Source organism: Streptomyces sp. NPDC036815 (genome assembly GCF_055609205.1).
In genome coordinates this window covers 326,962-342,579 of the sequence record NZ_JBVJPW010000004.1, presented here as the reverse complement: position 1 = coordinate 342,579, position 15,618 = coordinate 326,962, and the positions used below count along the sequence as shown (strand labels likewise).

Here is a 15,618-nt window from a genome sequence, read left to right as displayed (position 1 = left end):
TACTCAGCCGGAGTCTGAGTACGCGAGCGGTGCCGCCGGGTCCGCGTCCCCTGCTGGGATTGTGACCATGACGACGCGACACACCCTCACCACCTCACCCACGGCCGCCCGCACGCCCCGGCGCCGGCGCCGGGCCCTGTCGGCGACCACGGGCGTGCCGGTGGCGGTGCTGCTCCTCACGGCGCTCGCGACGGGCTGCTCGTCCCTGTCGGGTCCCGCCGAGTCGGAGTCGGAGTTCCGCGAGCACATGAGACGCACGGAGCAGGCGGGCGAACAAGCGGTACGGAAGCTGGGCATCGACCCGGACGCGGTGATCGACGACAGGAGAATGGCCAACGCCTCCTGCAAGGACGACTTCGGCGCGGACCCGGAGGGAGTCACCCGTGACCGGCCGACCGTCACCTGGGCCCCCGACTTCGCCGACCACGCCGCGTACGCGGCGGCGGTCGACACCCTCCGCGAGGAGTGGTCGGGACAGGATCTGACCGTGCGGAACATCCCCGCCCCGAAGCAGGGCGAGCCGGGCGCCGGACTGCCAGGAGTGCGCACCACGACCGACCGGGGCATCGAACTGTCCCTGCGCCCCGACTGGTACACGGGCGAGCCGACCCTCACCGCCGACGGCGGATGCGTGCGGCACCAGGGGTACCTGACGGACTGGGAGTAGCCGAGGACTTCGTACGGCGTCGGGTGTGGAGGCGCCGGTACGGGACATCGCGGCCGAGGCGGGCGTCGGCGTCGGCACGAGTCGGGGCACGGAGCCCGTCCGTCCGCGTGACCTTCGCCGCGGCAAGGTCGATACTGCACCGGCAGAGGCCTCTTCCGACCGATCACGCCCGCCCCGGAGGTATCCATGAGGATGTTGATCAATGTCGCCGAGACCGTCGTCGCCGACGCGCTGCGCGGGATGGCCGCCGCGCACCCCGAGTTGACGATCGACGTCGAGAACCGCGTGATCGTACGCAGGGACGCGCCCGTCGCGGGCAAGGTCGCGCTCGTCTCGGGCGGCGGGTCGGGGCACGAGCCCTTGCACGGCGGGTTCGTGGGGCCGGGGATGCTGTCGGCCGCCTGTCCGGGCGAGGTGTTCACCTCACCCGTGCCGGATCAGATGGTGCGGGCCGCGGCCGCCGTGGACAGCGGCGAGGGGGTCCTCTTCATCGTGAAGAACTACACGGGCGACGTGCTCAACTTCGACATGGCCGCGGAGCTCGCCGAGGACGAAGGCGTCCAGGTGGCCAAGGTGCTCGTCGACGACGACGTGGCGGTCACCGACAGCCTCTACACCGCCGGGCGGCGCGGCACCGGCGCCACCCTCTTCGTGGAGAAGCTGGCCGGCGCGGCCGCCGACGCGGGCATGCCGTTGGAGCGGGTCGAGGCCATCGCCCGGCGGGTGAATGAGAACACGCGGAGCTTCGGCGTCGCGCTCAGCGCGTGCAGTACGCCGGCCAAGGGCAGCCCGACCTTCGAACTACCGCCGGGCGAGCTGGAATTGGGCGTGGGTATCCATGGGGAGCCGGGTCGTGAGCGGCGCCCCATGATGACGTCGCGCGAGATCGCCGACTTCGCGGTGAACGCCGTACTGGAGGACCTCAATCCGCGCAACCCGGTCCTCCTGCTCGTCAACGGCATGGGCGCCACTCCCCTGTTGGAGCTGTACGGCTTCAACGCCGAGGTTCAGCGCGTGCTCGTCGAGCGCGGCGTCCCCGTGGCGCGCACCCTCGTCGGCAACTACGTGACCTCGCTGGACATGGCCGGGGCGTCCGTGACGCTGTGTCAGGTCGACGAGGAACTGCTCGGGCTCTGGGACGCGCCGGTCCGCACGCCGGGCCTGCGCTGGGGAGTCTGACGCCTCCGCACGCGCGACGCACACGGTCGACCGCCGCACACTCCCACGGCCAAGTACGCACCCATGCACGCACCCGCCCACGCAAGGAGACCCCGTGCTCGACGCCGACTTCTTCCGCCGCTGGCTGACGGCCTGCGCAGCGTCTGTCGACCGTGAGGCGGACCGGCTCACGGAGCTGGACTCGCCCATCGGAGACGCCGACCACGGCAGCAATCTGCGGCGCGGGTTCACCGCCGTCGCCGCCGTCCTGGGGAAGGAGGCCCCGGACACGCCCGGGGCTGTTCTCCTGGTGGCGGGGCGCCAGTTGATCTCGACGGTCGGCGGCGCGTCGGGACCGCTCTACGGCACGCTGCTGCGCCGCACCGGAAAGGCGCTCGGTGAGGCGGCCGAGGTCGACGAGGCGGGGTTCACCGAGGCGCTGCGGACCGGTGTCGACGCGGTGGCCGCACTCGGAGGCGCCGCGCCCGGCGACAAGACGATGCTGGACGCGCTCGTCCCCGCGCTCGACGCGCTGGAGCACTCCTTCGGCGCGGCACGGGAGGCCGCGCTGCACGGCGCCCTGGCGACGACGCCGCTGCAGGCACGCAAGGGCCGCGCCAGCTATCTGGGCGAGCGCAGCATCGGCCACCAGGACCCGGGCGCGACATCGGCGGCCCTGCTCTTCGAGGCGCTCGCGGAGACCGCGCAGGTCGACGACGCGCGGGAGGGCGGCCGTGGCTGACGGGGCGTCGGTCGGCATCGTGCTCGTGTCGCACAGCGGCCCCGTCGCCGAGGCGGTCGCCGCGCTCGCCACAGGCATCGCGGGCGGCGGCGCCACCGCGCCGGTGGCCGCCGCGGGTGGCACGCAGGACGGCGGGCTCGGCACCAGCGCGGCGCTGATCTCGGCGGCCGCCGCCCGGGTCGACCGCGGCGCGGGCGTCGCGATTCTCGCCGATCTCGGCAGCGCCGTCCTCACCGTGAAGGCGCTGCTCGCCGAGGGCGACGAACTCCCGGACGCCGCGCGCCTGGTGGACGCGCCGTTCGTGGAGGGCGCGGTGGCGGCGGTGGTGACCGCGTCGGCCGGCGCCGATCTCGCCGCGGTCGGGGCGGCGGCGACCGAGGCGTACACCTACCGGAAGGTGTGAGGCGCGACGGGGCGGCTCCTCATCCGGGCCGCTGCGTCGCCCGTACGCCCCGTACGAACTGCCGGGCCAGCGCGTCACCCCGGGCGACCGCGGCGCGGTGGCTCTCGATCGGGGTCGCCTTGTGGCCCTTGAAGAAGATGTACGTGACGTCGGAGGGCACGCCGCCGGTGCGCGGGTCGGGCCTGATGCCGAGCGCCCGGGCCGCCGCGTACGACGCCTCGCCGATCAGGTCGGTGGGGCCGGTGTCGCCGACGACGGCGTAGAGCACCTGGTCGCGGTGGACGACGGCGGCGACGGTTCCGCCGGTGATGCCGTGCGCGGTGTAGTTCCAGCGCCTGCTCGGGCCCGGCACGACGACGTAGGGCAGGCGCTCCGCGCTCAGGTGCCGGCCGTCGGACTGCTGGTAGGTCGTGGTGGGGAGGAAGAGCGGGTCGGTGCGACGGTTGCAGGCCTTGGTCCGCTGTCCGTCGCAGTCGATGTCCATGTCGGCCTTCCAGAAGACCGCGTCCGGCGTTCCGCAGACGGGGACGTCCGCGCGGGCGTCGCCGTCGGTGCGGTACTTGCCCTTCGAGATCTGTCTGCACTTCTGGGTGCCTGCCAGCAGGTCGGCGGCTCGTACCGATCCCTCATGGAGCGGCGGGGCCACCGAACGAGGAGCGTTTCGGGGTGAGTTGAGGTCGTTGCGCGGTGACAGTTGCTGCGCCGACGCGGGGAGGGTGGCGGGGGCGAGCAGGGCGGCGCCGACCGCGGCGACCAGGACCGCCGTTCCGTTGCGCACGGGCAAGAGCCTCGCGGGACGGAACGGCGTGGGCAGGAACCTCACGGGAGAAGGCCTCACGGGAACAACCTTTCGCAGCGGAGAACTGACGGCTCGGGGTGAGAACTGACGGCTTGTTGGCCAGATATCCCAATGTGCGGGCCCTCCCATGCCCCGTCCGCCGATCACGGTCCGGACGGCGCACACCCCCGCCCCCTTGATGTGCCCTCGTCACCTGTGTCAAATAGGTCCGGACCAATGCCGTCGAGTGGAAGGCAGCACCGTGCGACGGACCCCCCATCCGGCCACCCCTCTCACCCTCCTGGCCGTCGCGACCGCGACCGCCGCCGCACTGAGCGGCTGCGCCTGGGGCGGCGGCGACGCCGAGGACACCAAGCCTCCGGCGGCGCCCCGCGGCCTCACCGTCCAGGCGGGCAGCGCCACGACCGCCCACGTCATGTGGAATCAGGCCGTCGACGACACGGAAGTCACGGGGTACGAGGTGTACCGGGGTACCAAGAAGGTGAAGGAGGTGCCGGGCAGGGAGCACATGGTGGACATCGTCGGCCTCAAGGCGTCCACCACGTACACCTTCACGGTGCGCGCCCGCGACGCCGAGGGCAATGTCAGCGAGGACAGCAGGCGGCTCTCGGTCACGACGCCCGCCGCTGCCGCCGCGGACCACGAGGTCCCGACGCGGCCCGGCCGCCTGACGGGCAAGGCCGCGGGCAGCAGCGCGGTGATGCTCTCCTGGGCGAGCTCCTCGGACAACAGGCGTGTCGCCTCGTACGAGGTCTACCAGGGCGGCTCGAAGATCCACAGCGTGGGCGGGGGCCAGACCGCGACGCTGGTCACCGGCTTGCGGCCGGGCACCCACTACACCTTCACGGTCAAGGCGCGGGACGCCGCCGACAACTTCTCCCCCGCGAGTCCCGAGGTCCGCCTCACCACCGCGGCGGGCAAGGGCTCGGGGCGCGGGACCGCGCCGACCGACTTCCGCGCGCGCACGCACCGTGCGGACGGGGCGTACTACATCGACCTCTCCTGGACGCCGCCGCGCACCGGCGGCGCCGTCGCGGAATACCGGATCCAGCTGGACGGCCGCACCGCCACCTCGCTCGTCTTCGGTGGCACGGCGCCGCGCGACAAGGCCGAGCACAGCTTCTACATCGGCAGGAAGGCCGGGGAGCGGCACCGCGTGCGGATCCGCCCCAGGCTCCCGGACGGTACGTGGGGCGGCTACTCGCCCGAACGGACCGTCACCACGGGCTGAGAGCCTGCCTTTGAGTCTTGAGTCTTTGAGTCTTTGAGCGGAGTCGCGCAGGCGGAGACCAGGGAGGCTTCACCTGGAGCCAGAGCGGCAGGCCGTAGTAGGGATCCGTCGCGCGATGCGCCGTACCGCGGGAGTAGCCGGGACACCGCACGGTGATCGAGCCGACGAAATCGTGCTGCGTGCTGCTCCCGCGTTTTCCGGCGCCGCTTCTGTCACTCTCGGACACAATCGGAACTCTGCTCGCGCAACTGCCGTATTAGCACGGCTACTTGAGAGGCGCGCGAGGCGGGAGCGGCGAGGGTCGGACGAGCATGAGGGAGTGGGCGGACGTTGTCGGGTGAGTGGGACTACATCGTGGTGGGTGCGGGGTCGGCCGGCTGTGTGCTGGCGGCCAGGCTGTCCGAGGACGGGGAGAGCCGGGTCCTGCTGATCGAGGCGGGCGGGGAGGACGACAAGGCGGAGATCGCGGAGCCCACCGCCTGGCCCGCGCTCCAGGGCACCGAGGTCGACCACGCCTACACCACGGTCCGGCAGACCGGCGCCGACCGGGCCGCGCGGGCCTTCCCGCGGGGGCGGACGCTCGGCGGCTCGGGCGCCATCAACGGCCTCATCCACCTGCGCGGTCACCGCAACGACTACGACCGCTGGGCCGCCCTGGGATGCACGGGCTGGGGCTTCGACGAGACCCTCCCGTACTTCCAGCGCATGGAGACGGTCCACGGCAAGGACCCCAAGTACCGGGGCGCCGAAGGGCCGTTGCGCCCGCAGACCGCTCAGGAGGGCGGCCACCCCCTCTCCCAGGCCTTCGTCGACGCCGCGGCCGCGGCCGGGCACCCCCGGACCGACGACTTCAACGGGAGCGACCAGGAGGGCGTCGGCTGGCACGACTTGAACATCTCGGACGGGCGACGCCAGAGCACCGCACACGCCTACCTCCACCCCGTCCGGGCCGGCCGGCCCCACCTCACCGTCTCGACCGGATCCCGCGCGCTGCGCCTGCTCTTCGACGGCGACCGCTGCACCGGCGTGGAGATGTGGCGCGACGGCGCCCGGCGCACCGTCCGCGCGACGACCGAGGTGATCGTCAGCTGCGGGGCGGTCGACTCCCCGCGGCTCCTGCTGCTCTCCGGCATCGGCCCCGCCGACGAACTGCGGCAGGCGGGCGTCGCGGTCCGCCACGACCTGCCCGGCGTCGGCCGCAACCTGCACGACCACCCGCTGTGCCCCGTCGTCCACGAAGCGGGACGGCTCCTGCCGCCCCCGCAGACCAGCCTCGCCGAGACGTCCCTGTCGTGGCGCAGCGACGCCCGCGCGCCCGGCCCGGACATGCAGCTGCTGTGCATCCACGTGCCGTACCACCCGCCGACGATGCCGGTCCCGGCCAACGGGTTCACCCTGGCGGTGTCCACCGTGCCCGACAGCCGCGGTTCGATACGCCTGGCAGATCCCGACCCGGCGACGCCGCCGCTGATCGACCCGGACTACCTGGGCCGGGAGTCGGACGTCCGGCGCATGCTGCGGGGCATCGGGACGGCACGGGAGATCGCGGCGGCGGCACCCTTCGCCCCGTGGCGCCCGCGCGAGGTGCTCCCCGGCCCCGACGTCACCGATGAGACTTCCACCCAGTGGGCAGTTGCGCGATGGGGACGGGGCCCGACGCGGTCGTGGCCCCCGATCTGACCGTGCGCGGTCTACGGGGCCTTCGGGTGGTGGACGCCTCGGTCATGCCGACGATCGTCTCGGCCAACACGAACACGGCCACCGTGATGATCGCGGAGAAGGCCGCCGACCTGATCCGGGGCCTCGGCACGCCCGCGGCACGCAACACTTCGAGCGAGCGGTGACCGCCGCAGGACATCGCCGCCGAACTGGCCCGGGAGGACGGCACCCGCCAGGTCGTCGAGACGCTCGAACGGCTCGGGGAGCGCTGGCGACGGGCTACGGAACGGCGGCCGCCCGCTCCGTCAGGAGGGCCGCCGCGCGCCTGCACCAGTCGCGGGTCTCCCGTTCGAAGGCGAGCCCGCGCAGGCAGGTCAGGTAGGGGCCGACGCGCTCGCCGGTGCGCAGGAAGTCGTCCTCGTCCGCGTCGCCCCGCAGCCGTACCAGGAGCTTCTCCAGGAGTTCGGTCTTCGCGTCGGCCACCGCGGCGCGCTCCGTGAGCTGTTCGATCACCGGAGCGGCGGCGACTCCGTCGACGGCCTGCACCTTGACCAGCAGGTCGTCGCGGATGAAGGACGGCTTCGCGGCGCGGGCGGCGAACCGCTCCATCTCGGCGAGGCCTTCGTCGGTGACCGTGAACAGGCGCTTGTTGGGCCGGCCCTCCTGGACCACCTCACGGCCGGTGACGAGGCCCTCCGTCTCCAGCCTGGCCAGCTCGGCGTAGAGCTGCTGGGGCAGCGCGTACCAGAAGTTGGCGACGCCGATGTCGAAGCCCTTGGCCAGCTGGTAGCCGCTGTATTCACCGTCCAGCAGTGCCGCGAGCACCGCGTGCCGCAGAGCCATCGTCCGGTTCCCCTTCCCTTCCGCCGCCTCGCCCCCTCATCATAGTCATGTATGTGACTACTCAGATTCATGACTATGGGGCGGCACGGTGCGCCGCCGCATGATTTCGGGAGGAACCATGACGGGAACCACGACGCATCCCACCGCCGCGCGCTTCCGCGCCGTCGTCGAGCAGCGCGATCTCGGCGCGCTGGAGGAGCTGTTCACGCCGGACGTCCGCCTCTACAGCCCGGTGAAGTTCACCCCGTTCGAAGGCCGCCCCATGGTGCTCGGCCTCTTCGGCGTCCTGCTGCGGACGTTCGAGGACTTCCGGTACGTCGGCGGGTACGCGGGCGAGGCGCAGACCAGCGCCGACGGCACCGTGGCGCAGTCGGACGTCCTGCTGTTCCGCACCACCGTGAACGGGAAAGAGGTGCACGGCATCGACCTGTTGCACTTCGACGAAAAGGGCCGGATCAAGGAGTTCACCGTGATGGTCCGCCCGCAGTCCGCGGTGCACGCCCTCGGGCAGGCGGTGCACGCGGGCCTGGTCGAAGCAGGACTGGTCCCGGCCCCGCAGTGACCGCCCCCGGTGGCGCCGCCCTGCGCCGGACGAAGGATTCCGTCACCTGCCCGGCCGCCGTCCGCATGCGGACGCCGCTCGCGCCGCGTTGGCTCGTCGTCAGGTAGCACGGGCGATATCCCCGACTCTCGGCGGCGCATGGGTTGTACCGCCTCCCGTGCCACCGGAGGGCAGACTCATGCGTACTACTCAGATAGGTGTCCGCGCCGGCCTGACGGTCGTCGCCGCCGCGCTGCCGCTGGTCCTGGGTGCTCCGTCGGCGTTCGCGGGCGGCGACCTCACCGTCACCGCCACCGGATCCACCGTGCGGGCCACCACGACCGCGTGCGGCTCGGGCGGCGGCACGGCCTCACTGATGGGCGGCGCCAACGCGAGCTTCGCCGGAGGCCGCCAAGTGGAGCTGACGAACGACAGCGCCACCTGGCAGAACGTCAGCGCCGGCACCTACACCGTGCTCGTCACCTGCAAGGACGGCTCGTCAGCCGGACCGCAGACCGTCACCGTCGGCGCCGGGCCGACGGCCTCGTCGACGACCGCGCCCGCGCGCGGCGTCCGCGGCGGACTCGGGGGCGGAACCGAGGACCGGGGCACGCTCACGCTCGTCACCGGCGGGGCCCTGGTGGCCGCGGCCGCGACGGGCGGAGTCTGGTACCTGCGCCGCCGGGGTGCCTCGGGCCGTTCCTGACCCCGGCATCCGCGACTGCCGCCCGCCCGTCAGCACCGAGGGTGGGCGGCCGTCGCGTGCCGGAGGGTGGCGCACGCACGCCACGGGTGAGGGACGGTGGCGCACGCACACCCCCGCGTGGCGGGCGGCGGCGCACGCACACCACGCACCCTTGCCCGCCCCCCTGAACCGCCTTACCGTCCTCCCAGCCGACAGGGAGGGCGCGTTCATGCCACGACCGCTCAGCGTTCAGCTCTACTCCGTGCGCGATCAGCTCGTCGCCGACCGGGAGGGCACGCTGCGCCGCCTCGCCTCCGCGGGGTACGGCGCCGTGGAGACGTACGACGTGCTCGGCGACCCGAAGGGGCTGCGGCGGATCGTCGACGACCTCGGGCTCACCGTCTCCGGCACGCACGCCGTACAGCTGCTCGGCCCGGACCCGGTCGCCGTGCTCGACGCGGTGGCGGCCCTCGGCACCGACCTCGCGATCGTGCCCGCGGGCATCCCGCCCGAGGAGTTCACCTCGCGCGACGGACTCGCACGCGCCGCCGACCGGCTCAACTCCCTTGCGGCGCTTGCCGAACGGCACGGCATACGCATCGGCTACCACAACCACTGGTGGGAGATCGAGCCCCGCTTCGACGAGGGAGAAGCGGGGCTCCTGCACGCCGTCGACATACTCGCCGAACTCCTCGATCCCGCCGTGTTCCTGGAGGTCGACACCTACTGGGCGGCGGTCGGCGGCGCCGAGGTGCCGGGGCTCCTGCGCCGCCTCGGCGACCGGGTGCGGGCCCTGCACCTCAAGGACGGGCCCGGCACCAAGGAGGACCCGAACGTGGCGCTCGGCGGCGGCACCATGCCGGTCCCGGAGATCCTCGCCGCCGCGCCGGACGCATGGCGGATCGTCGAGTTCGACTCCTGCGCGGGCGACGCCGACACCCTGTTCACCGAGCTCGCCGCCAGCCGCACCTACCTCGCCTCCCTGGAGACGGCGTGAACTCGGGACCGGTCGGCGTCGCCGTCGTCGGCGCGGGCGTCATCAGCGCCGAGTACCTGCGCACGCTGAGCCGGTTCCCGGACGTCCGGGTCGTGGCCATCGCCGACCTCGACGAGCGGCGGGCGGTCGCAGCGGCCCGCACGCACGGCATACCCGAGGCGGGCGGCCCCGCGTCGGTGCTCGCCCTGCCCGAGGTCGAACTCGTCGTCAACCTCACCGTGCCCGCTGCGCACGCGCAGGTGGCTGCGGCCGCCCTGCGCGCCGGAAAGCACGTGTACGGAGAGAAGCCCATCACGCTCGCGCCCGCGGAGGCGGAGAAGCTGCTCGCCGAGGCGTCGGAGCGCGGGCTGCGCGTGGGCAACGCGCCGGACACATTCCTCGGGGCGGGCCTGCAGTCGGCGCTGCGGTCCGTGGCCGCCGGGCACATCGGCGTGCCGGTGGCGGCGGCGACCGTGACGCAGGGTCCCGGCCCCGAGGCCTGGCACCCCGACCCGGCGTTCTTCTACCAGCCGGGCGCGGGGCCGCTCTTCGACCTCGGGCCGTACTACCTGACCTCCCTCGTCGCCCTGTTCGGCAGCGTCAGCGAGGTGGCCGCGACGACGGCACGCGCGCGCGAGGAGCGCGTCGTCGGGTCGGGGCCGAAGGCGGGGCAGGTGTTCCCCGTCGACGTGCCGACGCACGTGTCGTCGCTCATCGGGTTCGCCTCCGGCGTGCGGGCCGCCTCGACGTTCAGCTTCGACTCGGCGCTGCGCCGCACCCGCTTCGAGATCACCGGAACCGAGGGCACGCTCGCGGTGCCCGACCCGAACACGTTCGGCGGCCCGCTGAAGCTGCTGCCGAGCGGCGACGACGCGTGGCGCCAACTGCCCGTGCGGGGGCGTACCGACGGGCGCGGCCTCGGCGTCGTCGACATGGCCCGCGCCCTGCGCGGCGGCGTCGCCCACCGGGCGTCCGGCGCGCTCGCCCTGCACGTCCTGCAGACGATGACGGCGATCACGCACTCGGCGCGGCGCTCGGAGTTCCTGCCGCTCGCCACCCAACTCGTACCGCCGGAGCCGCTGCCGCTGGAGTGGGACCCGACGCAGGCGACGCTGGGGAACGGAAGCGGCGCCACCTGATGACGGTTCCCTCCTGTGGTGAGACGTTGCGCATCCGGGAGTCGTGCCCGGACACCCACACGCCGCGCCCGCGGCACCGGGGAGGGAGAGTCGCCATGACGAAGGAGTACAAGGGCGTCGTCTACGCGGAGAGCGAGAAGGAGGCCGAGGTCCTGCTCCTCGCCTTCTGCGACCGCATCGACTTCGCGCGGGAATGGATCTCCGCCGGCACCTGGCAGAACACGCTGGAGATCGCGTGCAAGAAGGAGGACGGCATCCACACGGCCGAGAAGGCCATCCTCGGGGACCAGCAGGAGCGCCAGAACTCGACGCAGAAGGCGGCCAGGCAGGCGAAGATCTCCCAGGACCAGGAGGAGATCCTGGGCCGGATCGAGGACGTCGACTCCTTCGACGACCACGCCGTCACCCTGTTCAAGCAGGCGTGCGCGCAGTACGTCGGCGGCGGTGGCCTCAACATGACGTACGGCACGAAGCTCTCCCAGGACCGCTACGACGATCTGTGCGGCCACTGGCGCCGGGTGGGCGGCATCGCGGCGAAGACCGAGGGCAAGCTGTTCCGCGGATTCGACTATCTGCCGGTGGAGAACAAGGAGTTGAAGGGCAAGGGCACCACCGGGGACACGCTGGAGCGCCGCACCAAGCAGGGCAACTTCTTCGTGACGGTGGGGAACATCCGCTTCAACATCCACATCAACATCAGCTAGCCGCGCGCAGGGCCGCCACCGGCGGGCGGGGCCGGCGCCCCGAGTTCCTCGATCGCCCGCGTCAGCCACTGCGTCCAGAACGTCTCCAGATCGATGCCGGCGCGCAGCACCACGTGGCGCAGCCGGTCCTCGATGGCATCCTTACCGGGTGGGAAGTCCCGCCGCTCGATCTCCTCGTACTCGGCCAACTGGCGCCGGTGCAGGTCGAGATGGCGGTGCAGGTCCTCCTGGATGCCCTCCGTGCCGACGACCGCCGCGGCGCGCAGGCGCAGCAGCAGGGTGTCGCGCATCGGCTTCGGGTCCTGGCTCGCGGCCGTCCAGCGGGCCAGTTCGGCGCGGCCCGCGGCCAGGACCTCGTACTCCTTCTTCTGTCCGCGCGTGGCCCCTTGCCGCGGCAGCGCGCGGATGGCCCCCTCGCGCTCCAGCCTGCCCAGCTCGCGGTAGATCTGCTGGTGCGTGGCCGACCAGAAGTAGCCGATCGACTTGTCGAACCTGCGGGTCAGTTCCAGGCCCGACGACGGCTTCTCCAGGAGGGCGGTGAGGATCGCGTGCGGGAGTGACATGGGCCAATCCTAGGGACCCGGCCCCTTCTCACAGCGCCGCGGCGAGCTCCGTGCCCTGCTTGATGGCGCGCTTGGCGTCCAGCTCGGCGGCGATGTCCGCGCCCCCGATGAGGTGCGCGGTGATTCCGGCGGCGGCGAGCTCCTCGTGCAGGTCGCGGCGCGGCTCCTGTCCCGAGCAGAGCACGACGGTGTCGACGGGGATCACGGACGGCTCCCCCTCGACGGTGATGTGCAGGCCCGCGTCGTCGATCAGGTCGTAGCTGACGCCCGCCACCATCGCGACGCCGCGGTGGCGCAGTTCGGTGCGGTGAATCCAGCCGGTGGTCTTGCCGAGGCCCTTGCCGACCTTGGACGTCTTGCGCTGCAGCAGGTGGACGGTGCGCGGCGGCGTCGGCCGCTCGGGCTTGATCAGTCCGCCGCGCTCGCGGTAGTCCATGTCGACGCCCCACTGCCGGAAGTACGTCGCCGGGTCCAGGCTCGCCTTCTCGCCGCCGTCGGTGAGGAACTCGGCGACGTCGAAGCCGATGCCGCCCGCACCGATGATCGCGACCCGCTCCCCCACCGGCGCCTCGCCGCGCAGCACGTCGAGGTAGCCGACGACGCTGGGGTGGTCGATGCCGGGGATGTCCGGGACGCGTGGGGTGACACCGGCGGCGACGACCACCTCGTCGTACGCGGCCCCCGCGAGCTCCTCGGCGGTGACGACGGTGTTCAGGCGGACGTCGACGCCGCGCAGCGCGAGCTGGGTGCGGAAGTAGCGCAGGGTCTCGTCGAACTCCTCCTTGCCCGGCACCTTGCGGGCGACGTTGAGCTGGCCGCCTATCTCGGCGGCCGCGTCGAAGAGGGTGACGTCATGGCCCCGCTCGGCCGCCGAGACGGCGAAGGCGAGCCCGGCGGGCCCCGCGCCGACGACGGCGATGCGCTTCTTGGTGCGGGTCGGCGAGAGCACGAGCTCGGTCTCGTGGCAGGCGCGCGGGTTCACCAGGCACGAGGTGATCTGCAGGTTGAAGGTGTGGTCCAGGCAGGCCTGGTTGCAGCCGATGCACGTGTTGATGGCCTCGGGCCGCTCGTCCTTCGCCTTGTTGACGAAGTCCGGGTCGGCGAGGAGCGGGCGGGCCAGGGACACCATGTCGGCGGCACCCTCGGCGAGCAACTGCTCGGCGATCTCAGGGGTGTTGATGCGGTTGACGGCCACGAGCGGCACGGAGACCTCGCCCATGAGCTTCTTCGTCACGAAGCTGTACGCGCCGCGCGGCACCGACGTCGCGATGGTGGGGATGCGTGCCTCGTGCCAGCCGATGCCGGTGTTGATGATCGTGGCACCCGCGGCCTCGATCTCCTTGGCGAGCTGGACGACCTCTTCGAGGGTCGAGCCGCCGGGGACGAGGTCCAGCATGGACAGGCGGTAGATGATGATGAAGTCCGTGCCGACGCGTTCGCGCGTGCGGCGGACGATCTCGACGGGGAAGCGGATGCGGTTCTCGTAGGCGCCACCCCAGCGGTCGGTGCGCTGGTTGGTGGGGGCCGCGATGAACTCGTTGATCAAGTACCCCTCGGAGCCCATCACCTCGACGCCGTCGTACCCGGCGAGCTTGGCGAGCTCGGCGGCGCGCACGAAGTCCTCGACGGTCTGCTCGACCTCGTCGTCGGTGAGCTCGCGGGGCACGAAGGGGCTGATGGGCGCCTGGATCGGGCTCGGCGCGACCAGCTTGTCGTGGTAGGCGTACCGGCCGAAGTGCAGGATCTGCATCGCGATCCTGCCGCCCTCGGCGTGCACGGCCGCCGTGACGGCGGCGTGCTCGCGCGCCTCCGCCTCGGTGGTCAGCTTGGCGCCGCCGTCCCAGGGGCGGCCGACCTCGTTCGGGGCGATGCCGCCGGTGACGATGAGGCCGACGCCGCCCCGCGCGCGGGTCGCGTAGAACTCCGCCATCCGCTCGAAGCCGTTCGGGGCCTCTTCCAGGCCCACGTGCATGGAGCCCATCACGACCCGGTTGGGCAGGGTGGTGAAGCCCAGGTCGAGCGGGTTCAGCAGGTTCGGGTAACGGCTCATGCGGCCCCTCCGTACGCGGTGTCTACAGGACAGTTGTAGACCAGGCACCAAGCCTTATGCAACTAGTTGCATAAGGTGAATCCGCGGACGGCTCCGCGGCAGCGCAGCGTCATGTCCGAATCCCGCCAGCCGCAGTCGCGCGCGCGACGCAGACTGGTCCATGTCAGCAAGGAGAACCGCACGGAACGCGGCACGACCGAGGAGAGTCCGATGACCGTCTACACGACGATCGACAGCCCGCTGGGCGAGCTGCTGCTGGTGGGCGAGGAGTCGGCCACCGCCGCCGGCGGCACCGCCCTGACCTCGCTGTCGCTGCCGGGCCAGAAGGGCGGCGCCGTCGTCCTGGACGGCTGGACGCGCGACGACGAGGCGTTCGGGGCGATCACCGCGCAGCTGCGTTCGTACTTCTCGGGGAGCCTGACCCACTTCGACATCGAGTACGCCACCGGGGCGGGCACCGAGTTCCAGCGCAAGGTCTGGGACGCCCTGGACACCGTCCCCTACGGCACCACGACCACCTACGGACGGCTCGCCGAGCAGCTCGGCCTCTCGCGCGCCGCGGTCCGCGCCCTGGGCACCGCCATCGGCCGCAATCCGCTGCTCGTCGTGCGCCCGTGCCACCGGGTGATCGGCGCCGACGGCTCCCTGACGGGGTACGCGGGCGGCCTGGAGAGCAAGCGGCGGCTCCTCGACCTGGAATCGGCATGACGACCGCCGCACGGACCGTCGGCGCGGCGGTCGACGCGGCCGACTGGCCGGCCCTGGCCGCCGAGCTCGACGCGCACGGCTGTGCGCTCATGCCGCGGCTGCTCGACCCGGCCGAGTGCCGCCGCATCGCCGGGCTGTACGACGACCTCACCCTGTTCCGTTCCACGGTCGACATGGCTCGCCACCGCTTCGGCGCGGGACAGTACCGCTACTTCACTCATGAACTCCCCTCCCCCATAGCCGAGTTGAGGTCAGCCCTCTATCCGCACCTGCTCACGGTCGCCCGCGACTGGGCGGATCGCCTCGGCCGTCCGGCGCCCTGGCCCGACACCCTGGAGGAGTGGCTCGACCGGTGCCACGCGGCGGGTCAGACCAGGTCCGCGCAGATCCTCCTCCGCTACGAGGAGGGCGACTGGAACGCCCTGCACCGCGACCTCTTCGGCGACATGGTCTTCCCGCTGCAGGTCGTCATCGGCCTGGACCAGCACGGCGCCGACTACACGGGCGGGGAGTTCCTGCTCGTCGAGCAGCGACCCCGGGCGCAGTCCCGGGGCACGTCGGCCGTCCTGGAGCAGGGCCACGGGCTGATCTTCACCACCCGCGACCGCCCGGTCCGCTCCGCGCGCGGCTGGTCGGCGGGGCCGGTGCGGCACGGCGTGAGCACGGTGCGGTCGGGGTTGCGGAGGTCGCTGGGGCTCGTCTTCCACGACGCGGCGTAGCGGGCCGCTCCTCCCCCGACGCGCTCGTCGA

The 15,618-nt window shown here is 72.4% G+C and carries 16 protein-coding genes and 2 pseudogenes; 14 read left to right on the top strand and 4 right to left on the bottom strand.

All coding sequences use genetic code 11. The features are described from left to right. Positions 1–67 precede the first annotated feature (67 nt). From ACZ69I_RS12515 to ACZ69I_RS12495, 5 genes and pseudogenes are all read left to right on the top strand, one after another. On the top strand, positions 68–667 hold the full coding sequence (locus tag ACZ69I_RS12515; protein WP_470831938.1) for a hypothetical protein: 600 nt from the start codon (positions 68–70) through the stop codon (positions 665–667). A gap of 16 nt (positions 668–683) precedes the next feature. Then, a pseudogene (locus ACZ69I_RS12510) lies at positions 684–770 on the top strand (TetR family transcriptional regulator); the annotation flags it as partial. 83 nt (positions 771–853) lie between these two features. Beyond that, complete coding sequence (gene dhaK, locus ACZ69I_RS12505) at positions 854–1,846, top strand: dihydroxyacetone kinase subunit DhaK (protein WP_470831937.1); 993 nt, start codon at positions 854–856, stop codon at positions 1,844–1,846. 94 nt (positions 1,847–1,940) lie between these two features. Continuing rightward, positions 1,941–2,567, top strand: coding sequence for a dihydroxyacetone kinase subunit DhaL (gene dhaL, locus ACZ69I_RS12500; RefSeq protein ID WP_470831935.1), 627 nt, complete (start codon positions 1,941–1,943; stop codon positions 2,565–2,567). Next, on the top strand, positions 2,560–2,970 hold the full coding sequence (locus ACZ69I_RS12495) for a PTS-dependent dihydroxyacetone kinase phosphotransferase subunit DhaM (protein WP_470831933.1): 411 nt from the start codon (positions 2,560–2,562) through the stop codon (positions 2,968–2,970). Before dhaL ends, ACZ69I_RS12495 begins: the two co-directional genes overlap by 8 nt. A 19-nt stretch (positions 2,971–2,989) precedes the next feature. Here the strand turns inward: ACZ69I_RS12495 and ACZ69I_RS12490 are convergent, their stop codons facing one another. After that, positions 2,990–3,748, bottom strand: coding sequence for a glycoside hydrolase family 75 protein (locus tag ACZ69I_RS12490; RefSeq protein ID WP_470831931.1), 759 nt, complete (start codon positions 3,746–3,748; stop codon positions 2,990–2,992). Between the two features lie 262 nt (positions 3,749–4,010). Between ACZ69I_RS12490 and ACZ69I_RS12485 the strand changes: the two genes are divergently transcribed. Both ACZ69I_RS12485 and ACZ69I_RS12480 read left to right on the top strand, forming a co-directional pair. Next, a complete protein-coding gene (locus ACZ69I_RS12485; RefSeq protein ID WP_470831929.1) occupies positions 4,011–5,000 on the top strand; it encodes a fibronectin type III domain-containing protein in 990 nt (329 codons plus the stop codon). 354 nt (positions 5,001–5,354) lie between these two features. Next, a pseudogene (locus tag ACZ69I_RS12480) lies at positions 5,355–6,715 on the top strand (GMC family oxidoreductase); the annotation flags it as partial. A 223-nt stretch (positions 6,716–6,938) separates the two neighbouring features. Here ACZ69I_RS12480 and ACZ69I_RS12475 read toward each other — a convergent pair. Then, a complete protein-coding gene (locus tag ACZ69I_RS12475; protein WP_470831928.1) occupies positions 6,939–7,502 on the bottom strand; it encodes a PadR family transcriptional regulator in 564 nt (187 codons plus the stop codon). A 118-nt stretch (positions 7,503–7,620) separates the two neighbouring features. On the opposite strand from ACZ69I_RS12475, the gene ACZ69I_RS12470 reads away from it, so the two are divergent. The 5 genes from ACZ69I_RS12470 (at position 7,621) to ACZ69I_RS12450 (ending at position 11,547) form a co-directional block, all read left to right on the top strand. Then, positions 7,621–8,064, top strand: a complete 444-nt coding sequence (locus tag ACZ69I_RS12470; protein WP_470831927.1) for a nuclear transport factor 2 family protein — start codon at positions 7,621–7,623, stop codon at positions 8,062–8,064. A gap of 178 nt (positions 8,065–8,242) precedes the next feature. Beyond that, positions 8,243–8,749, top strand: a complete 507-nt coding sequence (locus ACZ69I_RS12465; protein ID WP_470831925.1) for a hypothetical protein — start codon at positions 8,243–8,245, stop codon at positions 8,747–8,749. Between the two features lie 208 nt (positions 8,750–8,957). Beyond that, positions 8,958–9,725, top strand: coding sequence for a sugar phosphate isomerase/epimerase family protein (locus ACZ69I_RS12460; RefSeq protein ID WP_470831924.1), 768 nt, complete (start codon positions 8,958–8,960; stop codon positions 9,723–9,725). Next, positions 9,722–10,843, top strand: a complete 1,122-nt coding sequence (locus ACZ69I_RS12455; protein WP_470831923.1) for a Gfo/Idh/MocA family protein — start codon at positions 9,722–9,724, stop codon at positions 10,841–10,843. The genes ACZ69I_RS12460 and ACZ69I_RS12455 overlap by 4 nt, the downstream gene beginning before the upstream one ends. A gap of 95 nt (positions 10,844–10,938) precedes the next feature. Beyond that, on the top strand, positions 10,939–11,547 hold the full coding sequence (locus ACZ69I_RS12450; RefSeq protein ID WP_470831921.1) for a hypothetical protein: 609 nt from the start codon (positions 10,939–10,941) through the stop codon (positions 11,545–11,547). Here the strand turns inward: ACZ69I_RS12450 and ACZ69I_RS12445 are convergent. Further along, on the bottom strand, positions 11,544–12,110 hold the full coding sequence (locus ACZ69I_RS12445) for a PadR family transcriptional regulator (RefSeq protein ID WP_470831920.1): 567 nt from the start codon (positions 12,108–12,110) through the stop codon (positions 11,544–11,546). The two genes, ACZ69I_RS12450 and ACZ69I_RS12445, sit on opposite strands and share 4 nt — an antisense overlap. Positions 12,111–12,138: 28 nt before the next feature. Beyond that, the gene (locus ACZ69I_RS12440; RefSeq protein WP_470831918.1) at positions 12,139–14,160 is read right to left on the bottom strand and encodes an oxidoreductase; all 2,022 of its coding nucleotides are present in this window, start codon (positions 14,158–14,160) and stop codon (positions 12,139–12,141) included. 210 nt (positions 14,161–14,370) lie between these two features. Here ACZ69I_RS12440 and ACZ69I_RS12435 point away from each other — a divergent pair, with 210 nt between their 5' ends. Then, positions 14,371–14,868, top strand: a complete 498-nt coding sequence (locus ACZ69I_RS12435) for a methylated-DNA--[protein]-cysteine S-methyltransferase (protein ID WP_467680106.1) — start codon at positions 14,371–14,373, stop codon at positions 14,866–14,868. Next, positions 14,865–15,587, top strand: a complete 723-nt coding sequence (locus ACZ69I_RS12430; protein WP_470831916.1) for a 2OG-Fe(II) oxygenase — start codon at positions 14,865–14,867, stop codon at positions 15,585–15,587. The genes ACZ69I_RS12435 and ACZ69I_RS12430 overlap by 4 nt, the downstream gene beginning before the upstream one ends. Positions 15,588–15,618 lie beyond the last annotated feature (31 nt).